Origin of the sequence: Deefgea rivuli DSM 18356, from assembly GCF_000620145.1 — a bacterium.
Lineage (GTDB): Bacteria > Pseudomonadota > Gammaproteobacteria > Burkholderiales > Chitinibacteraceae > Deefgea > Deefgea rivuli.
Map to the genome: position 1 here is coordinate 281,722 of NZ_KK211083.1, position 25,432 is coordinate 307,153.

Consider the following 25,432-nt stretch of genomic DNA (forward strand, 5'->3'; position numbering starts at 1 on the left):
GCGCGGCATGAGCGCGACCATGCTGATAAGAAAATAGATGTTTTTATTTTAATGGTGTGTATATGAATGTAGGCTTTGTATTTAAAAGCCTATATTCATATACCCATTATATTGTTTGCTCGTGCTTAATACAGGCACACTCACGCGAGCATCAATGATTAGCATTGGCTGGCGTTGCGTGAGATCGCTTTGATCTTGCTTGCCGCTCGCCTCACGGAAACACCATGAAACCATCGATTCAAGCCAAGTTGTCGCAACTGGCCGACCGTTTAGAAGAAGTTAGCGCGCTGCTCGCCAGTGAGGAAGCCACGCGCGATATGGAGCAGTATCGCAAGTTGAACCGCGAATACAGCGAAATCACGCCCGTGGTTGAGTTGTGGCACGAATTTAATCGCATCAATGCCGATTTGGCGGATGCAGAGCAAATGCTGTCCGATCCTGAAATGGCGGATTTGGCGGCCGAAGAAATCAAAGACGGCAAAGTGCGCCTTGAGCAGCTGGATCGCGATTTGCAAACGGCGCTACTGCCGAAAGATCCGAACGACGAGCGCAATATTTTCCTCGAAATTCGCGCTGGTACGGGGGGCGACGAGGCTGCGCTGTTTGCTGCTGATTTGTTCCGCATGTACAGCCGCTTTGCCGAGCGCAATCGCTGGCAAGTCGAAATCATGTCGATGAATGAATCAGAACTGGGCGGTTTCAAAGAAGTGATCGCGCGTATTGTTGGCGTGGGTGCGTATTCGCGACTGAGATTTGAATCGGGTGCGCACCGCGTGCAGCGCGTACCAGCGACCGAAACGCAGGGGCGGATTCATACGTCGGCGTGTACCGTCGCAGTGATGGCCGAGGCTGATGAGCTGGAAGAAGTGAATATCAATCCGGCCGATCTGCGCATCGACACTTTCCGCGCCAGCGGTGCCGGTGGTCAGCATATTAATAAAACCGATTCGGCAGTGCGCGTGGTGCATATTCCGACTGGGATTATTGTTGAATGTCAGGATGATAGATCGCAACACAAAAATAAAGCGCGTGCGCTAGCGGTGTTGTCGGCGCGGATTAAAGATGCGCAAATGCAAGTCATCAACGCCAAAGAAGCCGCCGAGCGTAAATCGCTGATCGGTTCAGGCGACCGATCTGAGCGCATCCGTACCTACAATTACCCGCAAGGCCGCATGACCGATCACCGGATTAATCTGACTTTGTATAAACTCGATTACATCATGGATGGTGATTTGTTTGAATTAACGCAAGCCTTGATGAGTGAACGTCAGGCTGAGTTGTTGGCGCAATTGAGTGATTAATGGGGTATTTTTCTCTGGGTATTGAAATATAAGATCTAGAAAGATATACCTACTTGTTTAGTGTTTGGCGTTGTTTTTCCATTCCTTCGATTAAAATCGTTGAAATGAGATCGTATGCTTGAGACCAAGCATCGGCCGCTTGCTCGGTGAGATCGTCACCGAGATGCTGTTGTAGTGTTTGGGTGAGCGCTGTTTTGAGTAGGGCAAAATGTGGAATTTGCGCACCGTAGCCCACATGGTGAGCACCCAATCGCAGCAAAATAAAGCGGATTTCATCGATATTTCTGAGGCTAGTTAGCACGGCATTGAGCGTGTAGGCCATTTTGCTGACCAAGACTTCGGGTGGCAAATGAAACAGCGGTTTGAGCGCAGGCTCAAGCGCAAACAGCGTTCGATAGGTATCGGTGATAAATTTTTCGCTATAGGGCGTGATTTTATTCCACGTGGTCTGTACCAATTCGATTTGATCTTCGGTCATCTGACTTTCCTTGGGATGGTGATCTTATTCTAGTTTAGGCCTGTGGTTTACGGCCAGTTTTCTAAACGCGCTGGATTTAATTCCGGCTTTACCCATAAAAGCAGCCGAAGGCTTTGATATAATTGGCTGTTTTGGCTTTGGCACAAAATAATGAACGTTTTTTACGAAGAAGATGGCAGCTTTAAAGTTGCAACGATCCAAGACGAACAGCCTGCGAGTTTGCAAGTTGAGGATACGCGCGGCAAACGCAGCAAAATCAAGGCCGCCAACGTTCTGCTGAAGTTCGATAAAGTCAGCTTGGACGATTTTTTCAAAGCTGCGCAGGCCGAAGCCGCTGAAGTCGACGTGACCTTGTTGTGGGAATGTTGCGGTAGCGAAGAATTGAGCTTTGCCGCGATTGCGGCTGAGTATTTCGGCAAAAATCCAAGCCTCGTTCAGCAAGCCGCCGCCGCCATCGCGCTGCATGCTGCGCCGATGTACTTCTATCGTAAAGGTCGTGGTAATTACAAAGCTGCGCCCGAAGAAAACCTGAAAGCCGCGTTAGCAGGACAAGAGCGCAAGCAGCGCGAAGCCGAGCAAATGGCCGCATGGCAAGCTGAGCTGCAAGCAGGTATCTTGCCAGAAGCCTTCGTGCCTATGCTCGCCAAGCTAATACATCGCCCAGATAAAAACGGTTTGGAATACAAAGCTTTGGCCGCTGCGGCTGATGCAGCGCAAACTTCGACTTTGCGTTTGCTGGATAAAGTCGGTGCGATTCCAAATATCGCGCAATATTTTCTGGATGGCTTTTTGGTTGAGCATTTCCCGAAAGGGCGTGGCTTTGCTGAGTTTGAGCCGGTTACTGCGCCGGAAGATTTACCGATTGCGAATGTAAAAGCGTTCTCGATTGACGATGCAACGACGACAGAAATCGATGATGCATTTAGTTTAGAAAAATTGAAGAATGGTAATTGGCAAGTCGGCATCCATATCGCCGCGCCAGTGCTTGGCATTGCGCCGGGCTCTGCGCTTGATCAAGTGGTACTCGATCGCCTGTCGACGGTATATTTCCCCGGCGACAAAATCACGATGTTGCCGGATGACGCGGTGAATGTGTTTACGCTGGAAGAAGGCGCGGCGCGCCCTGCAGTGTCGATGTATTTGGAAGTGTCGCTGGGCTTTGATATTTTGAGCTACCGCTCAGTGATCGAGCGCGTACCGGTGGTGGCTAATTTGCGTCACCACGATATTGAGCCGTATTTCAACGAAGAAACCGCCGGTCAAGACGTGCCCGATTACGCGTGGAAAGATGAGCTGAATTTCCTGTGGCATTTCGCCGGCGCGCTCGAAGGGCGTCGCGGTAAGGCCGATCAACCGCAGCAAACGCGGATGGATTACAACTTCTACATCGACCGCGACGTGGTCGACGGTGCTGAGACTGAAAAAGTCCGCATCGTGCCGCGTAAACGCGGTGCGCCGATGGACAAACTCGTTGCCGAGCTGATGATTTTGGTGAATAGCCAATGGGGTAAAGAGCTACGCGATGCTGAAATCGCCGGTATTTATCGCTCGCAAGGTGGCGGCCGCGTTCGTCTGTCAACGCAAGCTACCGCGCATGCGGGTCTGGGCGTGGAATGCTATATGTGGTCCAGCTCGCCGCTACGCCGCGCCGTGGATTACATCAATCAGCAGCAATTAGTCGCTATGCTACGCAATGAAAAACCGCGTTATCAGAAAAATGACGCTGAATTGTTTACGGCGATTTCATCGTTCGATGCCGCGTATGCTGCGTATGCCGAGTTCCAAGATAAGATGGAACGCTACTGGTGCTTGCGTTTCATGGAACAAGAAAACCTGAAAGACTTTAACGCGCAAGTGATTAAAGAAAATCTGGTGCGGATTGACGGCATGCCATTGGTGATGCGCGTTGGCGGCTTGCCAGAATTGCCAGCCGGAACTACGGTGGCATTGCAGCGTCTAAATATTGATTATCTCGATCTCACGGTCGAAATGCGCCTCGCGCGGATGTAAAAAACGATGTCCACGAAAGACACGAAAAGCACGAAAGTAATTCATTCTCCGTAGAAGTGGGCTTGCTGAGATGGATCGCTAATCAGGTAAAAAATTTGGCCTATTCAGAATTTTTTCGTGCCTTTCGTGGACTCCGCCTTTCGTATTGAAATGGTGGCAACCTGTTTGAAGGAATAACGATGCAGCCTAACCGCCGCCTCAGTGATTTTTTACCGTTGAAATTTGCTAATGGCAATCAAGTGAAACAGTTTTCTAAGCCATGCGTAAAGTGCGGCACGATGCTGGAAGCCAAGCAAATGAACGGCGTGGCGCGCTTGGTTGAAAACCATATTGCGATTGCCGCAACCGCAGAATGCCCAAAGTGCGGCGAGAGTTTTGGCGTGGCTTGTGTGATTAATCCAGATAAACAAGTCAAACGCGTCGTATTGCCGCGCTTTTTGTTTAATTTGTATTTACGCGCTTTGCCAGTGCAAAAAGGTGAAAGCGCACCGCAAGCGATACTGAACCACCAAACCGCTGATTTGCCAGAAGTGCGCGATGCGCTCGAAGACGCCGCAGAAATTGCGCGTGCGAACGCGTCGCGCCAGCAAGTGCAAGCGCAAAACATTGTGCGTGCTGATGAAGCGATTGGCCGATTTCAAGATAAAGTTATTCCAGCGTGGCTCTTGCTCGACGGTAATCGCTTTGAGTTTGATCGGATTGCACCGAATGCGCAGGCGGGCGAGGGCGAGTTTTTGCTCGACGGTTGTTTGATTTATCGCGCCAAAGCTTGATATTTATCGCTAATACGCATTGGCAATTAAATTAATCCATTTATAATCGCGCCATTACGAAATGCGCTCTAAGCTTGGCTTACTTACTTTAACTAAGCCGACTGCGCGGGAGAAAATCTATGCAACGCAATATGCTGAAATCCAAACTGCACCGTGTGACGGCCACCCATGCTGAGCTGCATTACGAAGGCTCGTGTGCGATTGATGAAAACCTGCTGGAAGCCGCCAATATCCGTGAATACGAAGCGATTGATATTTGGAATATCAATAACGGCGCGCGTTTCTCGACTTATGCGATCAAAGGCCAACGCGGCTCGGGCATTATTTCGGTAAATGGCTCGGCAGCGCGCCAAGCACAAGTCGGCGACTTGCTGATTATCGCGACCTTTGCCGATTACTCTGACGCAGAACTCGTCGATCACAAACCGTCATTGATTTATGTCGATAGCAATAATCAAATGACGCACAGCAAAAACGCGATCCCAACGCAAGCGCTGTAAGCTGAAGATGGCGCTAGCGTAGCACTTGAGCTGCGGTTAGTGGATCGCAATGAAAAACCTCAAACGAGCTAGTTTGAGGTTTTTTTACGCCCAAAAAAGAGCCACATCGCGGTATGTGAATCAGATCACCGTATTTTCTCTAAGCTTTGGATATACGGTATTGATTTGTCATGGCTTATTTGTAATATTAGCGCCCGCTCATTAAAGCTTACAAATTGGATTTACTTGAGGGACTAGGGCGTTTTCTGCAACGTAGATTGCGGTCTTGTTACGTTGCTTTGCAAGCCACTTACGCCTGAGTTCATCTGCAACAGAAAGCCGCGTTTCAGTGGCTGCTAAGCGGCTGTATCACCTCTTGCTAATAAGCACTGGTAAATTGCGGATGGCATATTCGGGCTTGAACCGAATTTGAAATAAGCACAAAAAAATAACGATAATCGGAGTAGAGACCCATGAAACAGATATTGCGCATCGGTATTTTGGCCGCTGCGATCAGCCAAATTGCGCCCGTTCAAGCTGCTGTCAGCGAATGGAATAGCACAACGGCGTATGAAACCGCCGGCACCGTGGTGAGCTATCAAGGCCAGCTCTATAGCAATAAATGGTGGACGAAAAATGATAGTCCGAGCTTGTCTGGGCAATGGGGCGTGTGGGGTTTAGTCAGCGGCACTGTGAATACGCCAGTCCCAACGAGTGCCGCCACAGTAAAACCGAGTGCCGTGCCAACGCTTGCACCGACTGCCGCACCCATTATCACCAGCGCACCGACTGCGAACAATTGCAGTGCCGCCGCATGGAATAGCAGCACCGCGTATACAACAGGCCAAAGCGTGAGCTTTAACGGCCGCAATTACAAAGCCCAGTGGTGGACGCAAGGTAATATTCCAGCGAATAACGTCGGCGTAGGCCTGCCTTGGATTGATTTAGGTGCTTGCGCAGCTGCCGCAACGCCAGCGATCACAGTCAAACCGACCCCGACCCCGACGATTAAACCAAGCAGTACCCCAACAGCAGCACCAACGACTAAGCCAACTGCGACACCAGTTCCGACTGCTGCGCCAACGCTCAAGCCAACGGCAACGCCGGTTCCGACCGCTGCGCCAACAGTTAAACCAACGGCAACGCCAGTTCCGACCGCTACGCCAACGGTTAAACCAACGGCAACTCCGGTTCCGACTGCTGTGCCAACGCAAAAACCAACGGCAACACCAGCGCCGACGCTTGCACCCACAGCAACTCCTGCGGCGAATAGTATTGTGCCGCCACGCGCGTTGACTTTGGATCAACCAGGTGATATCGGCACTTTGCGCGCTGCCCAATTGCGCAGCTTTAACCACTCGCCATTCCAGTCAACAGGTTACTGGGTGCAGCCGGGTGATACGCTGGTGGTGAACTATGTGTATAGCGGTGTTGCGCCAAATAAACAGCCAGAAATTTGGCTGCACAGCATTGATGACAATACGTGGAATTACGACAGCGATCAGAAAATCAAACTCAATGTCGGTAGCAACACGATTGTGTCGAACGTGAAAGGCGCGGTGTATGTGGCTGCATTTAACACGCCAACGGGTGGCGAGCTGAAAGTTGAGATTCTATCCGGTGGCCGTGTAATGCCGCGCTTTGTGCTGGGTAAACATACGCCTGCAAACTGGCAAGCAATGCTGGCCACATATGGCGATGCACCGTACGGCGAGTTGGTCGGCAATCGCATTATGCTGACGGCGACGATGGAAAAAGTTAAAAAACACGTCGATGATCCGGTCGTGTTAATGACCTTGTGGGATCAGATTGTCGGCCTAGCGAATGAGCAATACGGTTTAAAAGCGGGCAATGCCTCACCACATATCCCAACGCCACATCGTTTCCATTATGTTGAATTACCACCGTACGATGGTTGGATGTATTCATGGCAATACCGGATGGCGTCGGCTTCGGCAGATGGTGCGATTAGCCCGGTGCTCAATAGCAAAACGCTGAAAACGGGCGGTTGGGGCCCGTGGCATGAGCTGGGTCATCAATATCAAATGAGCACGTTCACGTGGACGGATCAAACTGAAGTCACCGTGAATTTGACTTCCGCCTATGTGCAGCGCGCTTTGGGTCAGCCATCGCGCTATGAAGTGGAAGGCACTTGGACGAAGACCTTCGCTTATTTAAAACAAGGTACGCGTGATTTTGCGACGCAAAGTGATTTATTCGTGCGCGCTACGATGTTCTGGCAGCTTGATTTGACGTTCGGCTCGGACTTTTACGCGAAGCTAGGGACAAACTACCGCAACCTCGCCGCAGCACAGCGCCCAAGTGGCGATGATGCCGAGAAGCAAATGTTCATCGTTGAAACCAGCCGTGTTGCTGGCTACGATCTAACGCCATTCTTTAATGCTTGGGGCATTCCAGCGACGGCCGCGACGCAAACGAAATTGAGCAGCATGGCTTTGAAAACGCTGACTGATCCAATCTGGTTGAATCGCGATAGCAATGTGGCGTATAAATTGTATTGATGGGTATATGAATGTAGCCATTTAATATAAATGGCTATGTGTAAATACCTGATTGATGTATCTAAAATTGCGCTCCAGCTTGTTGCACAGGCTGGAGCGCTTTTCTTGGTGCGCGTATGATGCGGGCAATTCTTGAGGATCATTACGATGAACATCACCGCCGTTAAAGATTATCTGCTGACTTTGCAGCAAAACATTGTCGCCACCTTGGAAAACCTTGATGGTGCATGTTTTCGTACTGATAGCTGGGAGCGGCCAGAAGGCGGTGGCGGGATTAGTCGATTGATTGAAGGCGGTGCATTGTTTGAGCGTGGCGGTGTGAATTTTTCGCATGTGATGGGCGCGACTTTGCCGCCGTCGGCCAGCGCGCACCGCCCCGAATTGGCTGGCCGCGCGTGGGAAGCGATGGGCGTATCGCTGGTGCTGCACCCGCGCAATCCCTACATTCCTACGGTGCATATGAATGTGCGGTTTTTTATTGCCAAAGCAACCGAAGATAGTGACGCTGAATCTGTGTACTGGTTTGGTGGTGGGATGGACCTGACGCCTTACTACGGTCACGACGATGACGTGAAGCACTTTCACCAAAGCTGCGCTGATGCGCTCGCGCCATTTGGCGATGATTTGTATCCGCGCTTTAAAGATTGGTGCGACCGTTATTTCTTCTTAAAGCATCGCAACGAAGCGCGTGGCATAGGCGGAATTTTCTTTGATGATTTTGCTGAGCTGGGTTTTGAGGGCAGCTTTGCGATGCTGCAATCGGTGGGCGATTCATTTTTAAACGCTTACGTACCGATTGTGGAGCGCCGCCGTGATTGCGAATACGGCGCGCGCGAAAAGGATTGGCAAGGCTATCGCCGTGGCCGCTACGTCGAATTCAATTTGGTATGGGATCGCGGTACGCTGTTTGGTTTGCAATCGGGTGGCCGTACCGAATCGATCTTAATGTCGATGCCGCCGGTGGCGAATTGGCGTTACGATTACCAGCCTGAGGTAGGGAGCCCCGAGGCTGCTTTGTTGAGTGACTTCTTGCCGATTAAGAATTGGCTTGGCGTCAATTCGGCGGTTTGAAGACTCGAGGGATTATTTTTTAATTTCAGCTAAGCGTTGGTTATGTGTTTTTAGCCAATTGAATAAGTCTTTTGCAGGCATCGGTCGGCCAATAAAATAGCCCTGACCGATATTGCAGCCAAACCGCTGCAATAGCCGCCAATCTTCTAATGTTTCAATGCCTTCGGCGACGGTCGACATGCCGAGCCGATTGGCCATTTCAATTGCCGATTGCAAAATAATCGCCAGATTGTTTCTTTCGTGCGCGCCGTTGACAAAAGATTGATCGATTTTTAGCTCAGTAAATGGAATCCGCGCCAGTTGCTGCATCGAAGAAAACCCCGTTCCATAATCATCAATCGATAAACCAAAGCCTTTTAAGCGCAAGCGCGCCAATGTGCCGAGTGCCGCTCCGAGGTTATTCACGACCGAGCTTTCGGTCACTTCCCAAATAATTTGCTGGTTGGGCACATGATGCAGTGGCGGTAGTTTGGCGATTTCTTGGAAGAAACTCAGCGAGCTAAGTAATCTGGGCGAGAGGTTAATGGCGCAGCTAATTTGCAAGCTGCGTTCGTTCCAGATTGCGCATTGCGCAATCGATTGTTCGGCAATCGCAAGTGTTAATAAGCGAATGATTTGATCGGATTGCTCGGCCATCGGGATAAAAAAATCGGGCGGAATAATGCCAAGCTCAGGGTGTATCCAGCGCGCCAGCGCTTCCACGCCTTTGAGCATGCCGGTGTTAATGTCGACTTTGGGTTGAAAATAAGGAACGACTTCGCGGTTGGAAATGGCCAGCAGTAGGTCTTGTTCGGTGAGCTGTTCGACCAATGGCGAGAGCTTGTCTTTTGGCCGCGCGTGATTCGGTTGCTCTAGGCGATTTAAAATCTGCACCAACTGGTTTAAATGCAGCGGTTTTTTTAAGCCACCCAATAGGGTTTGGCCTAGCGCTGCGGTCATGCTGGTGACGCTACTAATCAGGCTTTCTTCGCGGCTAGAGGCAATCACCAACGGGATTTGATAGTTCAGTTCCTGCAACTGCTGAATCAGCTCGATGCCGTCCATTGCTGGCATTTCGAGATCAATCATCATAATGGTCGGCTTCATTTTTAATAAATCTAACAAAGCGAGTGCTTCGACGCCATTATTGGCCTGATAAATCAGTTCAATACCCAACTCTTGGCATAGCTCGGCGGCAAAGCTGCGCTGAATCGGGCTATCGTCGACAATAAGAACGGAGTCGATTTGATGAAGTAACTTATCGGCCATATTGATCGATAGCCTGTGAAATTTTATCGAGCGTAATAATGTGATTCACGCCGCCTAGTGAGATGGCCTCTTTGGGCATGCCAAAGACGACGCAACTCGCTTCATCTTGTGCGTAGGTAACGGCACCCGTGTCGTACATTTCTTTGAGGCCACGTGCGCCGTCGTCGCCCATGCCGGTCATGATGACGCCGATGGCATTCTTACCTGCGCTTTTGGCGACTGAGCGAAACAGCACGTCAACCGAAGGACGATGGCGTGATACGAGTGGGCCGTCGATGACTTCGACGTGATATTGCGCGCCGCTGCGTTTGACCAGCATGTGCTTGCCGCCGGGGGCAATTAAAGCGCGTCCGCGTACAATTCGGTCGTTATTTTTAGCTTCGAAAACTTCAATTTTGCAGAGCGAGTTCAGGCGATTGGCAAAGCTTTGCGTGAATTTTTCGGGCATGTGCTGCACGATGACGATACCTGGGCACGTGACTGGTAGCGCGGTGAGCACCACTTCCAGCGCTTGGGTACCGCCGGTGGAGGTGCCTAGTGCGATGATTTTTTCGGTGGTTGGCAAATGCTGACCGCTGCCGGGGGCGTCCATAATCGCATCGGCGGTGAGCTTAGGGGCGTTCATCCGCTCGTTAGTTAGGCTATTGCCATTATTTTTGTTTTGGCTGCTGTTGTTGCTATTAAAGCTGGGGCGAGGCAAGCCTACTCTGGCCATACCCGCTTCACGAATGGCAGAGATAAGTTGATTTGAGCTGTCTTGCAGAAAATCGCGTAGACCCAGCGTGGGCTTGGTAATGATACTGATTGCACCAGCGGCTAGTGCCTCGATGGTGATGTCGGCGCCGCGCTCAGTCAGCGTCGAGCAAATCACTACTGGCGTTGGGCGCGTGCTCATAATTTGTTTCAAAAAAGTAATGCCGTCCATTCTGGGCATTTCAATGTCGAGCAAAATGACATCCGGCCATTGCGTTTTCATTTTTGCCATCGCGAAAATCGGATCGGGTGCAGTGCCGATCACTTCGATGTCTTTGTATTTGGCGAGTAGATCTTGCATCACCTGCCGTACGACCGATGAGTCATCCACAATGAGCACTTTGATAGTCATGATTGAACCTTGGCGATCTGCGTGATGTAAGCGAAATGCATTGGCATCGCTTGGCTTGCTGTTTTAGGGCTAGGCCGTGTTGTTGCATAAAAATTGCCATTAATGCTCATCACGTGCCTCTTTGAGCTGGCAGGTCTGCGCGCTTGAGCTGGGTTTTACCTTGTTCAATTGCAATCGTTCCACTGTTTAAATTGAGGCGTATATAGCGGTAGCCATTGCCGTTAATGTCTTTGTGGGCAATACATAGCTTATGTTCGTTTAAAAATCGCACTGCAAATTCGGTATTGCTAAAGCCTATTGGCTGCTGCGTGGATTCGATGGAAAAAATACGCCCACCGCCAAAGACTTGAATTACATAATGTTCAGCTGGCATACCTAGATGCTTAATGTGTTTTAGCATCATTTTGAGTGCCTCATCCCCATATCGTGTATTGGGCTCACTGCTTGAGAGGTGGACTGCATTGCGACGACTAGGCAGTAAAAAATGGCACATACCACCCACGTGAGTTTGCGGATGCCAAAAAGTAACCGCCACACAAGATCCCAATAAGGTTTCAATGACTTCATTGCCTTGACCAAAATACAGGTCGCCTAAATTAAGGACGACGCGCTTGGTGCTTAAGTCCCGATTTGGTAGATCGATGGGCCGCATGATTTGAGTTTCAAATTAACATCAAGACCATTGAGAGATTCTGCGTGTCCAATAAACAACCAAGCGCCCGGTTTAAGGTGGTGGCAGATGTTTTGTATGACTTGAACTTTGGTCGGAGGATCAAAATAAATCAGTACATTCCGCAGAAAAATCACGTCAAATAGACCTAAATTGTGTGGTAATTCGAGCAGGTTTTTTTGCGAAAAATGCACCCGATCTCGTAGTTGTTGCTGTACTAAAAAGTGTCCTTCATAGGCATCGCTACCGCGCAGGCAGTGCTGTTTTAGATAGTGGTCGGGGATTTTTTCGCCCCGTTGCAATGGGTAAAGCCCGCGTTTGGCATAGCTTAAAACTCGGCTGCTGATATCCGATGCTTCAATATGCCAAGGCATTGTTTTTCGATGCTGATCGAGCAGCATCGCAATCGAATAGGCCTCTTCGCCTGTTGAACTAGCGGCAGACCAAATCCGCACATCGGCGTGGCGAGCCAGCGCGGGTAAAATCTTTTGGGCTAAAAATGTGAAATGGCCGCTCTCGCGAAAAAAATAGGTTTCATTGGTGGTGATTAAATCAATCGCCCTTTGTTGCTCGGCTTCTTCGCCAGGGGTTGTGATGAGCTGGTGATAGGCGCGCAAATCGGGCAGCTCAAGCTCGTTGATTCGCGCGGCGAGTCGCCCAGTGAGTAGCGATTTTTTATTCGCACTCAAATACAGGCCAATCGCTTGCTGAAAAAAACCTTGAAATAAGGCCATTTCGGCATCGCTCGCCTCTAAAGGGCGAGGCAAGATGCTGGCTGGCTTGTGCTTCATGGCATTCAAGGTCATGGCGCAAGAGCAACAGCGTGCTCGGGCGAGCTGCCAGATAGACCAATTAGCGCGGACATTTCATCGACTGCCAAGACGCGTTGAATGTCTAAAGCAATGACAAAGCGCTCGCCCAAGCTAATCATGCCATCAATAAAATCAGCGCGAATTTGTGCGCCGAAATTCGGTGCAGGTTCAATTTGGCTAGGCTCAATTGTGAGTACTTCATTGACCGCATCAACCATGATGCCCAGTGCTAAAACGGTCTCATCTTGGGTGACTTCTAAAATGACGATGCAAGTGCGGCGCGAAATTTCGGTATTGGCGCGGCCAAAGCGTGCAGCCAAGTCAATGACTGGCACGACCGCACCGCGCAAATTAATAACGCCACGTAAAAAATTGGGCATCAGCGGAATTTCGGTCAGGCCAGAGAATTCGATAATTTCACGAATATTTTCGATTGGAATGGCAAAAATTTCACCACCCAAAGTGAGGGTTAAAAACTGCCGCCCTTGCGGCAGGTCTTCGGCGCGAATGGCTGCGCGGGTCGTGCTTTGCGTGAGTAAACTGCCCATCATAAGCCCCAATCAAAAGCGCGAAAAATTAGCTTCATCAACAGCATCGTTGCCTGAGTCGAGCATTGAAACTCGGCCAGTACGCGTTGCAGCATGGCGTGGTGCTACAGAACGTCTGCTATTGCTATTACTTAAGCGGAAGAAGCGAATCATTTCCTGTAGCTGGATTGCTTGCGCGCTCATTTCTTCGGATGTGGACGACAGTTGCTCTGATGCCGATGCATTCATTTGCGTGGTATGCGAGAGCTGGCTCACGGCGGAGTTGATTTGATCCAAACCGCTAGTTTGCTCGCGCGATGCGGCGCTGATTTCTTGCACTAAGTCCGCTGTTTTGCGGATTGCCGGTACCATTTGATCGAGCAATATTCCGGCTCGCTCTGCGAGCATCACGCTATTACTCGCGACTTCAGAAATTTCCTGTGCGGCAACTTGGCTGCGCTCAGCCAGCTTGCGTACTTCGGCCGCCACGACGGCAAAGCCTTTGCCATGTTCGCCAGCGCGAGCGGCTTCAATCGCTGCATTCAGTGCCAATAGATTGGTTTGGTAGGCAATATCATCGACAATGCCGATTTTTTTGGCAATTTGACGCATCGCCGCGACAGTTTGTTTGACGGCTTCGCCGCCTTCAACGGCATCAGTGGATGACTTGCTGGCCATGCCATCGGTGACGCGAGCATTGTCTGAGTTTTGTGAGACGGTTGAAGCAATTTCTTCCACCGCAGCGCTGGTTTGCTCAACACTAGAAGCTTGCTCAGATGCATTCTGGCTCAATGATTGCGCTGAGGCTGAAACTTCTTCGGAGGCGGAAGCCAGTGCATTGGCGGTGTCACTTACCTCGCTCATCACGCTGGTGAGTTTGCTGACCATTTGCTGCGTGTTAAATAAGAGGCTGTGATTGTCATTTGGGCGTAATTGAATTTGGACGGTGAGGTCGCCTTCTGAAATTTTCTTCAGCGTATCAACGACTTCAGCGGGTTCGCCACCGATTTGATTGACGATGAGGCGGGTAATCCAGATACCAATAAAGATGGCTAAAGCAAAGCTTGCCAGCATGGCGATGGTCATTGTTCTGCTGATGTTTTCTACGATGACGTTACTTTCTTTATCTGCAGCAGACGCGACGTCGTTGTTTATTTTTATCAGGGCATTTACGATTCCGATGATTTTCTCATATTCAGGGCGAACTACTTCACGAAGGTGCTGAGTTGCTTCCTCAATTTTTCCGGCCTTGATTAATTCAAAGGTCTGACCAGAAACTTGGCGATAGGTGATAATCTGTTGATCGTAAGTCGCGATTAAGGTTGATTCTTCTTGGGTGAGTAGTGTGTTTTTATATTTGGTAAACAGCTCGTTATTTTCATTTTTGGTGACCTCGTATTTGGCGAACTGATCCGCGAGGTTTTTTTCATCATTGAGAATAATTGCAACGTAGAGGCGACGGTAGTTTTCGATGGTGTTGGATTTGATTTCGCTCAAATCACGGATGGGCACTAATTGATTGGCGAAGACACTGGAGACCATGTCGCTCAGTTTACCAATCTGGGTGTAGGAGTACGCACCCAAAGCCAAAGTCAGCGAGGCAACGATGAGGAAGGTGCTAATGAGTTTGGTATTGAGACGTAAGTTATAGAACCATTGCATGTTAAATCCCTCCTGCGGGTATATAAGGTCAAATTAGTTTGAACTTTTGTTTTATTCAATGCGGGCGACAGGTTGCGGTTGCGTATGTGGATCTTTGTGTCCTGCCATTTGTACTAGGTGAGGAACGTCAAGAATCAATGAAACCTGCCCATTACCTAAAATGGTTGAGCCGCCGATGCCTTTCATTTGTTGGAACAAAAGGCCCAGTGGTTTGATGACGGCTTGGAATTCGCCGAGGAGTTGGTCGACCACCAAACCGGCGCGTTGCGAGCCGTATTGCACGACGACGAGGCTTTCTCTTTGTTGCGCTGCGGCGGGCGGATGCCCAAAAAGTGAGCGCAAGCGCACAAAGGGCAGCGGTTCACCACGTAATTTGATGATGTTGTGTTGATAGTCTTGTCCAACTAAGTCGACGCATTCAATAACGAGTTCGAGTGGTATCACATACACCGCGCCATTGACCATGACTTGAAAGCCATCAATGATCGCTAATGTCAGTGGTAAGCGAATTTTGATGGTTGCACCGTGACCTGGGCTGCTGATGACCTCGACTTCGCCGCGTAGCGCTTCGATGTTTTTTCGCACCACATCCATCCCAACGCCTCGACCAGAGAGGTTGGTTACTTTTTCTGCGGTGGAAAATCCGGCTTCAAAAATCAGTCGATAAATATCGCTGTCAGATAAATTATGGTCGGCTTGAATCAGGCCGCGTTCAAGCGCTTTGGCTAAAATCCGCTCTTTATTCAGGCCGCGCCCATCGTCAGAGACTTCAATGACAATGCTGCCTGAGTCATGAAAGGCATTTAGTCGCATTACGCCGCAAGCGGGTTTGCCTGCGGCAATCCGATCTGCTGTCGATTCAAGGCCGTGATCCATTGCATTGCGAACAATGTGCATCAGCGGATCGGATAATTTTTCGACCATCGATTTGTCGAGTTCGGTATCGGCACCCGTGATAACGAGATCGATCTCTTTTTCTAAATCCCGCGCCACTTCGCGAACGACGCGTGGGAAGCGCTGAAAAACTTCACCAATCGGCACCATACGCAATGTGAGCGCCGCATCGCGAATTTGCTCGACCAAAACCGACACCGATTGCGCTGCTTCTTCAAACGCGGTGACTGATTTTTGTTTGGCGACCAAATTGGCACCTGCGCCAGCAATGACGAGTTCACCGACTAGATCAATCAGTTGGTCGAGTTTGCCGACTTCGACTTTGATAAATTTTTGCTCGTGACTGCGTTTTTCTTCGCTTTGTTTTTGTTTACTCAGCGCCGCAGAAACCACATTCACTGGAACGACTTGCTGATTCACCAGCATTGTGCCCAAAGGAGGGGGCGGCTCTTGACCTTGCTGCTGATTAAGTAGACGTTCTAGCTCGCTTTCGGTGAGTGCGCCGCCATTGACCAAAATTTCACCTAAACGGCCAGCGGGCTCGGTGAGTCCCTCGATTAATTGCAGGTATTCGTCAATTTTGCTGTGCGGCGGCAAAATGCGGATTTGGCTTTCTTCGCGAACAAATTCAAATACGCCTTCGATGCTATTGCGATCGGCGGTCGATTCAAAATCAATTTCATAACCCAGATAGCTGCTTTCTGCATCGAAATGCTCGGCATCAGGCAAGGTATCGATCAAGGTATGCAGATGGACGATTCGTCCTAGCGTACACAGATAACGAATAAACGACAGTGGATCTAAGCCTTGGCGTAGCACGTCTTCATTAAAGCGCAGCGAAATATGCCAATTGTCATTATCAACACGCTCGCCCTCATCGACTTCTACGCGTGGCGCTTGATCTGCTGCCTTGCTGGTTTCGAGCGCGGTGGTGACTTCAGCGGGCAAATCCAAATAACTTTTTAGCTCGGTTTCAAGTTGAAGTCGCAGTGCTGGGTTGGGTTCTTCTTGCTCGGTGCTGCGCTCAATGGCATCAATCAACGACGCAATATAGTCACCCGATTTGAGGAGTAGCGAGAGCATGGCTTCATCAATGGCGAGCTTGCCATTACGAACGCGATCCAACACGCTTTCAACAATGTGCGTGAAGCTCACTACATTATCGAAGGCGAATAATCCGGCTGAACCTTTGATCGTGTGTGCTGCGCGAAAAATAGCGTTAATGCCATCGGGGCCGCCGCTACCGGCTTCAATTTGCAGCAGCGCGTCTTCCATCGCGACGAGGAGTTCCCTTGCTTCTTCAACCAGCGCATGGCGGGCAGCATCGAGATTCATACTTTTTCTCCTCTTGGCATCAAGAGTGGATCACCCAGTTGCGCCGCTAAATTGAGTAATTCAATCGCATTGAGCACGCTGGGACTGTGATGGCTGTATTGCATGATTTTCTGTTGCCGCGTGGCTTCCTGCTTGAGAAACAGCAAAAGTTGAATTCCCGCGCTATCGATTTCGTCGATTGCCGAAAGGTTAATTTCTAAGGTATCGATGGCCGTCGATAAAGTACTAAGGAGCGCGGTTTTTTGCTCCGCCGCTTCAAAAATAGTCAGGCTACTGTCCGCGTGAACTACTGTATGCGCTTGCGAGGTACTCATTGCCGCTCCTGTACACTTGAAAATCTGCGCTGTGCTAAATTGTACCTATCTATCAACAATTAATTCATGGGTATATTAATGAAGGCTTTTAGGATTAATGACCTAATGGCAATACCTATGTCTAATTGCTGGTTTTTTATGCCATGATTAATTTAGAAATTGCATCGAGCAAAGCGGGCGGCTGAAAAGGTTTGAGTACCCATGCTCGTACACCAGCGGCTTTGCCTTCTTGCTTTTTGCTGTCGTCTCCTTCGGTGGTCAGCATGATAATGGGCGTGAATTTATAGTTTGGTAGCAATTTGGCGGCTTTCACAAAGCTGATGCCATCCATATTGGGCATATTGACGTCGGAAATAATCAGGTTGTATTTGCGACCGTCGAGCTTGGTGAGTGCATCTTTGCCATCACATGCTTCGACCACGTCATAACCCGCGCTTTTTAAAGCGATGCCAACGGTTTGGCGCATGCTGAATGAGTCATCCACGATAAGAATAGTCTTTGCCATATTGCTGTTCCCTCTAAATTTGCGTGATTAGAAAAAGTCGATGGATGTGGTCGCAGCAGATGCCGCTTTGCCGCCATGGACTTGGCGTTGCTCATTGGTGGTGTAGGATTTTTGTAATTCATTAAGCCAAAGTTGCCGATCAGGCAAAATTTGCTGGCTGGCTAAGATGCCGGAGAGTTTGCTCATATCGCGTTCAACGTGATCCATGATCTGGCTAACGCGATCCTGAAATTGCAATTGAATGAGGACGTCTTGTACTTCGTGCTCCACGGCGCGGCTTTCTGCGGTGAGTTGCTCGACTGTATTACCTAGCTCAATCGCAACTTGGTGGAATTGACTAATGACACCGCCAATCACCGCTTTCGAATCACCTATCATTTGCGCTTCGCCTTTTGAGAGCGATTGCGCTGAAGTCAGTGCGCTTTGGATCGTGGTGTTGATGGACTCTACTTTGCTACTAATGTGCTTGCCGGTTTCACCTGATTGAGTGGAGAGCTTGCGGACTTCATCGGCGACTACGGCAAAACCACGCCCAGCTTCACCAGCGCGTGCCGCTTCAATGGCGGCATTGAGCGCGAGTAAATTAGTTTGCGTGGCGATTTCGGCAACAGAAGTCGCCATGCGTTTGAGCTCGGCATTAAATTGCCCCAAACCTTCGATTTCATTTAATAGTGTTTCACGCGCGCTGAGTACTTGTTCAAGTGCCGTCACAATGCCGCCTAGATCGTGCTCAGCATTTTGAATAATCGTAAGAACATGCCCGCCACTACTGCCCGAGGCGAGTTGAACGGTGGCATTTAGCTGCTTATTAATACCAAAAAAGCGTGCTGCCAAAGTGTCGATGGCGGTTTGGCTTTGCGTGCGAGCCAGCGAGAGATTTTTGAGCCAGAGCGGGAGTAGTTCAACCATAAAAGGTGAGAGTTCGGCATGCACTGGCGCGGCAATGGTTTCGGCAGGTAAAACCATGGCAGCGTCCGGTTCTTTGGGGGATGCCCAAATCAGTGCCAGTAAGATCACCATGCCAGCGATTAGGCCATGCCACCACGTGGTTGCCAGTACGGACAGTAGTACAAGATTGATGATCGCGATGGTGATCGAGCGAATGAGGGGGGCGTTCACGATGGCATGCTCTTCTATAGGTGGCTTGGGTGGACTACTGAATCGTTATAGCCTGAACTTTTCGGCTTTTGTAGGCAATCTGACAGCCTGAAATTTAATTAGTATTTTCTAATGTTGATCTAGCTGACGTAGGAAGTCACTAGTAGGGTGTATGCCAATTGGGTAAATGAGACACTGTTAGTATGAGTTGGCAATCGGAAGGAGGTTTTGGCGGGAGTTTGTTTCGATATGGAGCAGGGCGGCGCTGCAATGCGCAAGCAAATCTGCGGCTTTGCTCGCAATGCATTGTGCTACGTGAACCGTCACCTGATATAAATTAAGGTTCTATGCAATTTTGTACGGGTTTTCACGTAAATCTGGCAAACTAGCAAAGAATATATTGGGTGAATTGAGCGAGGGATAGACGATGCAAGAAATGCAGGGGATGTACGATCCCGCCAATGAGCACGACGCCTGTGGCGTGGGCTTTGTGGCGCATATCAAAGGCCAGAAAAGCCATCATATTATCGAGCAAGGCTTGCTCATTCTGAAAAATATCGATCATCGCGGTGCTGTGGGTGCTGATGCTTTAGCGGGAGATGGTGCGGGTATCTTGATCCAGATCCCAGATTCATTGTTCCGTAAGGCAATACTTGAGCTAGGTATTGTATTGCCGCCAATGGGTGATTATGGCGTGGCGATGTGTTTCTTGCCGCAAGAGCCAGCCGCCCGCGCTGCCTGTGAAGAAGAAATCGAGCGTGCGGTTCGCGCCGAAAAACAAGTCGTTTTGGGTTGGCGTGATGTTCCCGTTAACCACGATATGCCGATGTCGCCACTGATTAAAGCCACCGAGCCTGTCATTCGCCAACTCTTTATTGGTCGTGGCAACGATGTGCTGGTGACCGACGCGCTTGAGCGCAAGCTCTATATCATCCGCAAACGCGCGTCACACGCGATTCGCGCTTTGAAATTGAAATACGGCGGCGAGTATTACATTCCATCTTGCTCGGCACGTACCGTGAACTACAAAGGTTTGCTCTTGGCCGATCAAGTCGGCGAGTATTACCTTGATTTGCAAGATCCCGCCTGTATCTCGGCGCTAGCCCTTGTTCATCAACGCTTCTCGACCAATACCTTCCCCACTTGGGATTTGGCTCATCCGTTCCGCTATATCGCGCATAACGGCGAAATCAACACTTTGCGTGGCAATGTGAATTGGATTCGTGCCCGCGAGAAAGCCATCAGCTCGCCGGTGCTGGGTAAAGACATCGACAAAATCTGGCCGCTGATTTATCCGGGGCAATCGGATTCGGCGTCGTTTGATAACGCGCTTGAACTCTTGGTGATGGGCGGATATTCGCTGTCGCAAGCGATGATGATGATGATTCCTGAAGCGTGGGAACGCAACGATGAGATGGACGAAAATCGCCGTGCCTTCTACGAATATCACGCGGCGATGATGGAACCATGGGATGGCCCTGCCGCAGTCGCGTTTACCGACGGCCGCCAAATCGGCGCGACGCTCGACCGTAACGGCCTGCGCCCAGCGCGTTATTTAGTCACCAACGATGATTTGGTGGTGATGGCTTCAGAATCAGGCGTATTGCCGATTGCCGATGAACGCATCAATAAAAAATGGCGTTTGCAGCCGGGCAAGATGTTCCTGATCGACTTGGAACAAGGCCGCATTATCGACGACAAAGAAATCAAAGATAGTCTCGCGAACGCCAAACCGTATCGCGAATGGATTGAGAAAATTCGCGTCAAACTCGATGATATTGAATCTGAAAACGATGCGGCTGTGTTGCCGCAAGGTAGTTTGCTCGACGCGCAACAAGCCTTTGGCTACACGCAAGAAGACATCAAGTTCATTTTGGAGCCAATGGCCAAAAATGGCGAAGAAGCGACTGGCTCGATGGGTAATGACGCTGCGTTGACCGTGCTGTCGCAAAAAAATAAACCGCTGTATCACTACTTCAAGCAATTGTTCGCGCAAGTGACCAACCCACCAATCGATCCGATTCGCGAAGAAATGGTGATGTCTTTGGTATCGTTCATCGGCCCGAAACCGAATCTGCTCGGTACGACCGACATCAATCCGCCGATTCGTTTGGAAGTGACTCAGCCGGTACTGTCGACAGCGCAATTTGAAAAAATTCGCAATATCGGCCAATACACAGGCGGCAAATTTTATTCACACGAACTCAATATTTGCTACCCCGTTGCTTGGGGTAAAGAAGGCGTTGAAGCGCGTTTGGCGTCACTCGTTGCAGAAGCTGAAGACGCCGTGAAATCGGGCGCGAATATTCTGATTGTTTCTGATCGCCAGATGGACGCTGAGTTTGTTGCGATCCCTGCGCTATTGGCAACGTCGGCGGTGCATCAGCATTTGGTCAAACGCGGCCTTCGTACCAGCACCGGTTTGGTGGTGGAAACCGGTTCGGCGCGTGAAACGCATCATATTGCTTTGCTTGGCGGTTACGGCGCGGAAGCGGTTTACCCGTACTTGACGCTAGCGACGGTGGCGAGCTTTGCCAACGGCGATTCTGAGCTCGCGGCGAAATATCAGAAAAACTTCATCAAAGCCGTTGGTAAAGGCTTGATGAAAGTGATGTCGAAAATGGGCATCTCGACGTATATGTCGTACACCGGCGCGCAGATTTTTGAAGCGATTGGTTTGCAAAAATCTTTGGTGAAAAAATACTTCACCGGTACGGCGAGCAATATCGAGGGTATCGGCCTGTTTGACGTTGCTGAAGAAGCGGTGCGGCTGCATACCGCTGCATTTGGGGCTGATCCTGTATTAGCGAATCAGCTCGATGCGGGTGGTGAATATGCCTTCCGGATTCGCGGTGAAGATCATTTGTGGACGCCAGATTCGATCGCCAAATTGCAGCACGCCACGCGCAGCAATTCGTTTTCGACGTACAAAGAATACGCCGCGCTGATCAACGATCAAAGCAAACGCCATCTCACGCTACGTGGTCTGTTTGAGATTAAACCCGCTGGCGCGCCAGTGCCTTTGGACGAAGTTGAATCGGCAGCCGAAATCGTCAAACGCTTTGCCACAGGGGCAATGTCGCTTGGTTCGATTTCGACCGAAGCGCATACCGCGCTGGCCATTGCGATGAACCGCATCGGCGGCAAATCCAATACCGGTGAAGGTGGTGAAGACGCGGCACGATTTGCAGTTCTAAAAGCGGGTCAAACGCTGTCGGAAGTCATCGGCAAGAGCCGGATTGAGCGTGACTATACATTCAAAGAAGGCGATAGCCTGCGCTCAGCCATTAAGCAAGTCGCCTCGGGCCGCTTTGGTGTGACGACGGAATACCTTGTGAATGCCGATCAAATCCAGATCAAAATGGCGCAAGGCGCGAAACCGGGTGAAGGCGGTCAGTTGCCAGGCCACAAGGTTTCAGAATACATCGGTAAATTGCGGCATTCCGTGCCGGGCGTGGGCCTGATTTCTCCGCCACCGCATCACGATATTTATTCGATTGAAGACTTGGCGCAGTTGATTCACGACTTGAAAAACGTTAATCCAGTCGCATCGATTTCGGTGAAGTTGGTCGCTGAAGTCGGCGTGGGTACGGTCGCTGCGGGTGTCACTAAAGCCAAAGCCGATCATTTGGTGATTGCGGGGCATGACGGCGGTACGGGCGCTTCGCCACAATCGTCGATCAAACACGCTGGCGGTCCGTGGGAATTGGGACTCGCTGAAACCCAGCAAACGCTGGTGCTGAACAAACTGCGTGGCCGAGTTCGGGTGCAAGTCGACGGGCAAATGAAAACTGGCCGCGATGTCGTCATCGGTGCGCTACTCGGCGCGGATGAATTCGGTTTCGCGACCGCGCCGCTGGTGGTTGAAGGCTGCATCATGATGCGCAAATGCCATCTGAATACCTGCCCAGTTGGCGTGGCGACGCAAGATCCTGTTTTGCGTCAACGCTTCTCCGGCCAGCCTGAGCATGTGGTGAATTACTTCTTCTTCGTCGCCGAAGAAGCGCGTCAAATCATGGCGGAAATGGGCGTTCGCACGATTGATGAATTGATTGGTCGTTCTGATTTGTTGGATAAACAAGCGGGTTTGGCACATTGGAAAACCCAAGGTCTCGATTTCAGTAAGGTATTCCACCAAGTGAAAGCGCCAGCCGAAGTCGCACGTTTGCACGTTGAAACGCAAGATCATGGCCTGAATAAAGCACTCGACAATGAATTGATCGCCCAAGCTGCGCCAGCGCTTGAGCGTGGTGAAGTGACGAAAATTAGCCTCGCAGTGAAAAACATCAACCGCACTGTCGGTGCGATGTTGTCGGGTGAAGTGGCGCGCCGTTATGGCCATGCGGGTTTGCCAGAAGACACGCTGCAAGTGGCGCTCAATGGCACGGCGGGGCAAAGTTTTGCCGCCTTCTTGGCACGCGGTATCACCATCACTTTGAGCGGTGAAGGCAATGATTACGTCGGTAAAGGCTTGTCGGGCGGTCGGATTGTGATTCGCCCCAATGCTGCATTTACCGGCAAAACTTGGGAAAACATTATCGTCGGCAATACCGTGTTGTTTGGCGCGATTGCCGGTGAAGCGTTCTTTGCCGGTGTTGGCGGCGAGCGTTTTGCGGTGCGCAATTCGGGCGCAACAGCGGTGGTTGAAGGCTTGGGCGATCATGGTTGCGAATACATGACCGGCGGCACGGTGGTGGTATTGGGCGCAACGGGTCGCAACTTTGCAGCGGGTATGTCGGGCGGGATTGCTTATGTTTACGATCCAGACGGCGTATTTGCGGGTCGTTGCAATATGGCGCAAGTCGCGCTGGAACAAGTTGTGGCGTCTGATGCGCAAGAGCAACCGTTCCACAATGGCGTGGCCGATGAAGTTCAGCTTAAAGCCTTGATTACCAAACATGCTGACTTAAGCGGAAGCCAACGTGCTGCAGAGATTTTGGCTAACTGGGTCACCAGCCGCGCCGCGTTCGTCAAAGTGTTCCCGAACGAATATCGCCGTGCATTGACTGAAATGAAGGAAATGGCAGCAGCGAAAGCAGTTGTTGCGCAGAAGGAGATTGCATAATGGGTAAGCCAACCGGTTTTTTAGAAATCGACCGCGTTAAAGACAGTTACGAGCCGGTCGCGCAGCGCATCACGCATTATCGCGAGTTTGTGCCTGCGCTGAGCGACGACAAAGCGAAGTTGCAAGGCGCGCGTTGTATGGATTGCGGCATTCCGTTTTGCAATAACGGCTGCCCAGTTAACAACGTGATTCCTGATTTTAACGATCTGGTGTACCAGCAAGATTGGGAATCGGCTTTAAATGTCCTGCATTCGACCAATAACTTCCCTGAGTTCACTGGTCGAATTTGCCCAGCGCCGTGCGAAGCGGCCTGTACGCTCGGCATCAATGACGATCCAGTTGGCATCAAATCAATTGAGCGCGCGATTATTGACAAAGGTTGGGAAAACGGCTGGGTTGCGCCACAAATTTCGGCCGTGAAAACGGGTAAGAAAGTTGCGATTGTTGGTTCTGGCCCTGCGGGTTTGGCGGCGGCGCAGCAACTCGCTCGCGTCGGTCATGTGGTGACGGTGTTTGAGAAAAACGATGCCGTTGGTGGCTTGCTGCGTTATGGCATTCCTGATTTCAAACTCGGCCAAGACGTGATCGATCGCCGTGTTGCGCAACTCAAAGCTGAGGGTATTGAATTCAAGCTAAATTCAGTGGTTGGTTCTAGTGACATACCTGCTGGTATCGTTTGCGATGGCAAAACTGTCATTACCCCTGCGCAACTCGATGCTGAGTTTGATGCGGTGATTTTGGCGGGTGGCGCTGAAGTGCCACGCGATTTACCCGTGGCGGGTCGTGAGCTCAAAGGCGTGCATTACGCGCTGGAATTGTTGATCGCGCAAAACAAACAAGTTGGCGGCGGTGCAGCCAATCCAATCAGCGCGGCGGGTAAACACGTCGTGGTGATTGGTGGTGGCGATACCGGTTCTGACTGCGTGGGAACGAGTAATCGCCACGGCGCGGTGAGTGTGACGCAGCTTGAATTGATGCCGCAACCGCCAGAGCAAGAAAACAAATCCATCGTGTGGCCGTATTGGCCAGTCAAAATGCGCACATCAAGTAGCCATGAAGAAGGCGTTGAGCGCGATTTCGCGGTGCAAACGCAAGCATTTGTCGGCGAAAATGGCGTGCTGAAAGCGGTGAAATTGGTTCGTTTGGAATGGAAAGACGGCAAGCCAACGCCAATCGCTGGCAGCGAATTTGAGCTGAAAGCCGATTTGGTGTTCTTGGCGATGGGCTTTACCAATCCAGTGGCCAGTTTGCTCGACGCGTTTGCAGTCGAAAAAGACGCACGTGGCAATGCCAAAGCGACAACCGACGGCAAAGGTTGCTACCAAACCAGCGTCGCCAAAGTCTTTGCCGCCGGCGACGTTCGCCGTGGTCAATCGCTAGTCGTATGGGCAATCCGCGAAGGCCGCCAAGCTGCACGCGAAGTCGATCAATATTTGATGGGCGCTTCTGTATTACCTCGCTAATGGGTATAGCTTGGTAAGTTAATTTTTATATGACTTACATTCGTATACATCGCAAAAAAGCCGGCGCAAGCTGGCTTTTTTATTGCTGAAGAGCTAAGTA

The 25,432-nt window shown here is 50.5% G+C and carries 19 protein-coding genes; 8 read left to right on the plus strand and 11 right to left on the minus strand.

From position 1 onward, the window contains the following. Nucleotides 1-224 precede the first annotated feature (224 nt). Complete coding sequence (gene prfA / locus Q320_RS0116315) at nt 225-1,301, plus strand: peptide chain release factor 1 (protein WP_027469882.1); 1,077 nt, start codon at nt 225-227, stop codon at nt 1,299-1,301. Between the two features lie 49 nt (nt 1,302-1,350). Here the strand turns inward: prfA and Q320_RS0116320 are convergent, their stop codons facing one another. After that, nucleotides 1,351-1,779, minus strand: coding sequence for a globin domain-containing protein (locus Q320_RS0116320; protein WP_027469883.1), 429 nt, complete (start codon nt 1,777-1,779; stop codon nt 1,351-1,353). Between the two features lie 150 nt (nt 1,780-1,929). On the opposite strand from Q320_RS0116320, the gene Q320_RS0116325 reads away from it, so the two are divergent. From Q320_RS0116325 to hemF, 5 genes are all read left to right on the plus strand, one after another. Then, nucleotides 1,930-3,789 carry a ribonuclease catalytic domain-containing protein gene (locus Q320_RS0116325; protein ID WP_027469884.1) on the plus strand — a complete coding sequence of 620 codons (1,860 nt, stop codon included), beginning with the start codon at nt 1,930-1,932 and terminating at the stop codon, nt 3,787-3,789. Between the two features lie 179 nt (nt 3,790-3,968). After that, nucleotides 3,969-4,562, plus strand: a complete 594-nt coding sequence (locus Q320_RS0116330) for a hypothetical protein (protein ID WP_027469885.1) — start codon at nt 3,969-3,971, stop codon at nt 4,560-4,562. 119 nt (nt 4,563-4,681) lie between these two features. Beyond that, on the plus strand, nt 4,682-5,062 hold the full coding sequence (gene panD, locus Q320_RS0116335) for an aspartate 1-decarboxylase (RefSeq protein WP_027469886.1): 381 nt from the start codon (nt 4,682-4,684) through the stop codon (nt 5,060-5,062). A gap of 452 nt (nt 5,063-5,514) precedes the next feature. After that, nucleotides 5,515-7,563, plus strand: a complete 2,049-nt coding sequence (locus Q320_RS21085) for a M60 family metallopeptidase (RefSeq protein ID WP_051534840.1) — start codon at nt 5,515-5,517, stop codon at nt 7,561-7,563. Nucleotides 7,564-7,710: 147 nt separating this feature from the next. Further along, nucleotides 7,711-8,634 (plus strand): oxygen-dependent coproporphyrinogen oxidase, encoded by a 924-nt coding sequence (hemF, locus tag Q320_RS0116345; RefSeq protein WP_027469887.1) that lies wholly within the window; start codon nt 7,711-7,713, stop codon nt 8,632-8,634. Between the two features lie 12 nt (nt 8,635-8,646). Here the strand turns inward: hemF and Q320_RS0116350 are convergent, their stop codons facing one another. From Q320_RS0116350 to Q320_RS22160, 10 genes are all read right to left on the minus strand, one after another. Continuing rightward, on the minus strand, nt 8,647-9,882 hold the full coding sequence (locus tag Q320_RS0116350; RefSeq protein ID WP_027469888.1) for an EAL domain-containing response regulator: 1,236 nt from the start codon (nt 9,880-9,882) through the stop codon (nt 8,647-8,649). Then, nucleotides 9,872-10,987: a protein-glutamate methylesterase/protein-glutamine glutaminase gene (locus tag Q320_RS0116355; protein ID WP_027469889.1), complete on the minus strand. Its 1,116-nt coding sequence runs from the start codon at nt 10,985-10,987 to the stop codon at nt 9,872-9,874. The genes Q320_RS0116350 and Q320_RS0116355 overlap by 11 nt, the downstream gene beginning before the upstream one ends. A gap of 109 nt (nt 10,988-11,096) precedes the next feature. Next, nucleotides 11,097-11,639, minus strand: a complete 543-nt coding sequence (locus Q320_RS21090) for a chemotaxis protein CheD (RefSeq protein WP_051534841.1) — start codon at nt 11,637-11,639, stop codon at nt 11,097-11,099. After that, complete coding sequence (locus Q320_RS0116370; RefSeq protein WP_245591035.1) at nt 11,606-12,463, minus strand: CheR family methyltransferase; 858 nt, start codon at nt 12,461-12,463, stop codon at nt 11,606-11,608. Before Q320_RS0116370 ends, Q320_RS21090 begins: the two co-directional genes overlap by 34 nt. After that, a complete protein-coding gene (locus Q320_RS20335) occupies nt 12,460-13,020 on the minus strand; it encodes a chemotaxis protein CheW (RefSeq protein WP_308417140.1) in 561 nt (186 codons plus the stop codon). The genes Q320_RS0116370 and Q320_RS20335 overlap by 4 nt, the downstream gene beginning before the upstream one ends. Before the next feature lie 9 nt (nt 13,021-13,029). After that, on the minus strand, nt 13,030-14,658 hold the full coding sequence (locus tag Q320_RS0116380; RefSeq protein WP_027469891.1) for a methyl-accepting chemotaxis protein: 1,629 nt from the start codon (nt 14,656-14,658) through the stop codon (nt 13,030-13,032). Between the two features lie 51 nt (nt 14,659-14,709). After that, nucleotides 14,710-16,887 carry a chemotaxis protein CheA gene (locus Q320_RS20340; protein ID WP_051534843.1) on the minus strand — a complete coding sequence of 726 codons (2,178 nt, stop codon included), beginning with the start codon at nt 16,885-16,887 and terminating at the stop codon, nt 14,710-14,712. Then, nucleotides 16,884-17,201 (minus strand): STAS domain-containing protein, encoded by a 318-nt coding sequence (locus Q320_RS0116390; RefSeq protein WP_035854035.1) that lies wholly within the window; start codon nt 17,199-17,201, stop codon nt 16,884-16,886. The genes Q320_RS20340 and Q320_RS0116390 overlap by 4 nt, the downstream gene beginning before the upstream one ends. Before the next feature lie 136 nt (nt 17,202-17,337). Beyond that, nucleotides 17,338-17,706, minus strand: coding sequence for a response regulator (locus Q320_RS0116395; RefSeq protein WP_027469893.1), 369 nt, complete (start codon nt 17,704-17,706; stop codon nt 17,338-17,340). A gap of 27 nt (nt 17,707-17,733) precedes the next feature. Continuing rightward, nucleotides 17,734-18,825, minus strand: a complete 1,092-nt coding sequence (locus tag Q320_RS22160) for a methyl-accepting chemotaxis protein (RefSeq protein ID WP_051534844.1) — start codon at nt 18,823-18,825, stop codon at nt 17,734-17,736. A gap of 406 nt (nt 18,826-19,231) precedes the next feature. Between Q320_RS22160 and gltB the strand changes: the two genes are divergently transcribed. Together gltB and Q320_RS0116415 are read left to right on the plus strand one after the other, a co-directional pair. Next, nucleotides 19,232-23,869 carry a glutamate synthase large subunit gene (gene gltB / locus Q320_RS0116410; protein ID WP_027469895.1) on the plus strand — a complete coding sequence of 1,546 codons (4,638 nt, stop codon included), beginning with the start codon at nt 19,232-19,234 and terminating at the stop codon, nt 23,867-23,869. Then, nucleotides 23,869-25,332 (plus strand): glutamate synthase subunit beta, encoded by a 1,464-nt coding sequence (locus Q320_RS0116415; RefSeq protein WP_027469896.1) that lies wholly within the window; start codon nt 23,869-23,871, stop codon nt 25,330-25,332. The genes gltB and Q320_RS0116415 overlap by 1 nt, the downstream gene beginning before the upstream one ends. Nucleotides 25,333-25,432: the final 100 nt, after the last annotated feature.

Bases quoted from the DNA above. Each gene is read 5' to 3' on its own strand.
- prfA (WP_027469882.1), top strand. From the start codon at position 225: ATGAAACCATCGATTCAAGCCAAGTTGTCGCAACTGGCCGACCGTTTA.
- Q320_RS0116320 (WP_027469883.1), bottom strand. From the start codon at position 1,779: ATGACCGAAGATCAAATCGAATTGGTACAGACCACGTGGAATAAAATC.
- Q320_RS0116325 (WP_027469884.1), top strand. From the start codon at position 1,930: ATGAACGTTTTTTACGAAGAAGATGGCAGCTTTAAAGTTGCAACGATC.
- Q320_RS0116330 (WP_027469885.1), top strand. From the start codon at position 3,969: ATGCAGCCTAACCGCCGCCTCAGTGATTTTTTACCGTTGAAATTTGCT.
- panD (WP_027469886.1), top strand. From the start codon at position 4,682: ATGCAACGCAATATGCTGAAATCCAAACTGCACCGTGTGACGGCCACC.
- Q320_RS21085 (WP_051534840.1), top strand. From the start codon at position 5,515: ATGAAACAGATATTGCGCATCGGTATTTTGGCCGCTGCGATCAGCCAA.
- hemF (WP_027469887.1), top strand. From the start codon at position 7,711: ATGAACATCACCGCCGTTAAAGATTATCTGCTGACTTTGCAGCAAAAC.
- Q320_RS0116350 (WP_027469888.1), bottom strand. From the start codon at position 9,882: ATGGCCGATAAGTTACTTCATCAAATCGACTCCGTTCTTATTGTCGAC.
- Q320_RS0116355 (WP_027469889.1), bottom strand. From the start codon at position 10,987: ATGACTATCAAAGTGCTCATTGTGGATGACTCATCGGTCGTACGGCAG.
- Q320_RS21090 (WP_051534841.1), bottom strand. From the start codon at position 11,639: ATGCGGCCCATCGATCTACCAAATCGGGACTTAAGCACCAAGCGCGTC.
- Q320_RS0116370 (WP_245591035.1), bottom strand. From the start codon at position 12,463: ATGACCTTGAATGCCATGAAGCACAAGCCAGCCAGCATCTTGCCTCGC.
- Q320_RS20335 (WP_308417140.1), bottom strand. From the start codon at position 13,020: ATGATGGGCAGTTTACTCACGCAAAGCACGACCCGCGCAGCCATTCGC.
- Q320_RS0116380 (WP_027469891.1), bottom strand. From the start codon at position 14,658: ATGCAATGGTTCTATAACTTACGTCTCAATACCAAACTCATTAGCACC.
- Q320_RS20340 (WP_051534843.1), bottom strand. From the start codon at position 16,887: ATGAATCTCGATGCTGCCCGCCATGCGCTGGTTGAAGAAGCAAGGGAA.
- Q320_RS0116390 (WP_035854035.1), bottom strand. From the start codon at position 17,201: ATGAGTACCTCGCAAGCGCATACAGTAGTTCACGCGGACAGTAGCCTG.
- Q320_RS0116395 (WP_027469893.1), bottom strand. From the start codon at position 17,706: ATGGCAAAGACTATTCTTATCGTGGATGACTCATTCAGCATGCGCCAA.
- gltB (WP_027469895.1), top strand. From the start codon at position 19,232: ATGCAAGAAATGCAGGGGATGTACGATCCCGCCAATGAGCACGACGCC.
- Q320_RS0116415 (WP_027469896.1), top strand. From the start codon at position 23,869: ATGGGTAAGCCAACCGGTTTTTTAGAAATCGACCGCGTTAAAGACAGT.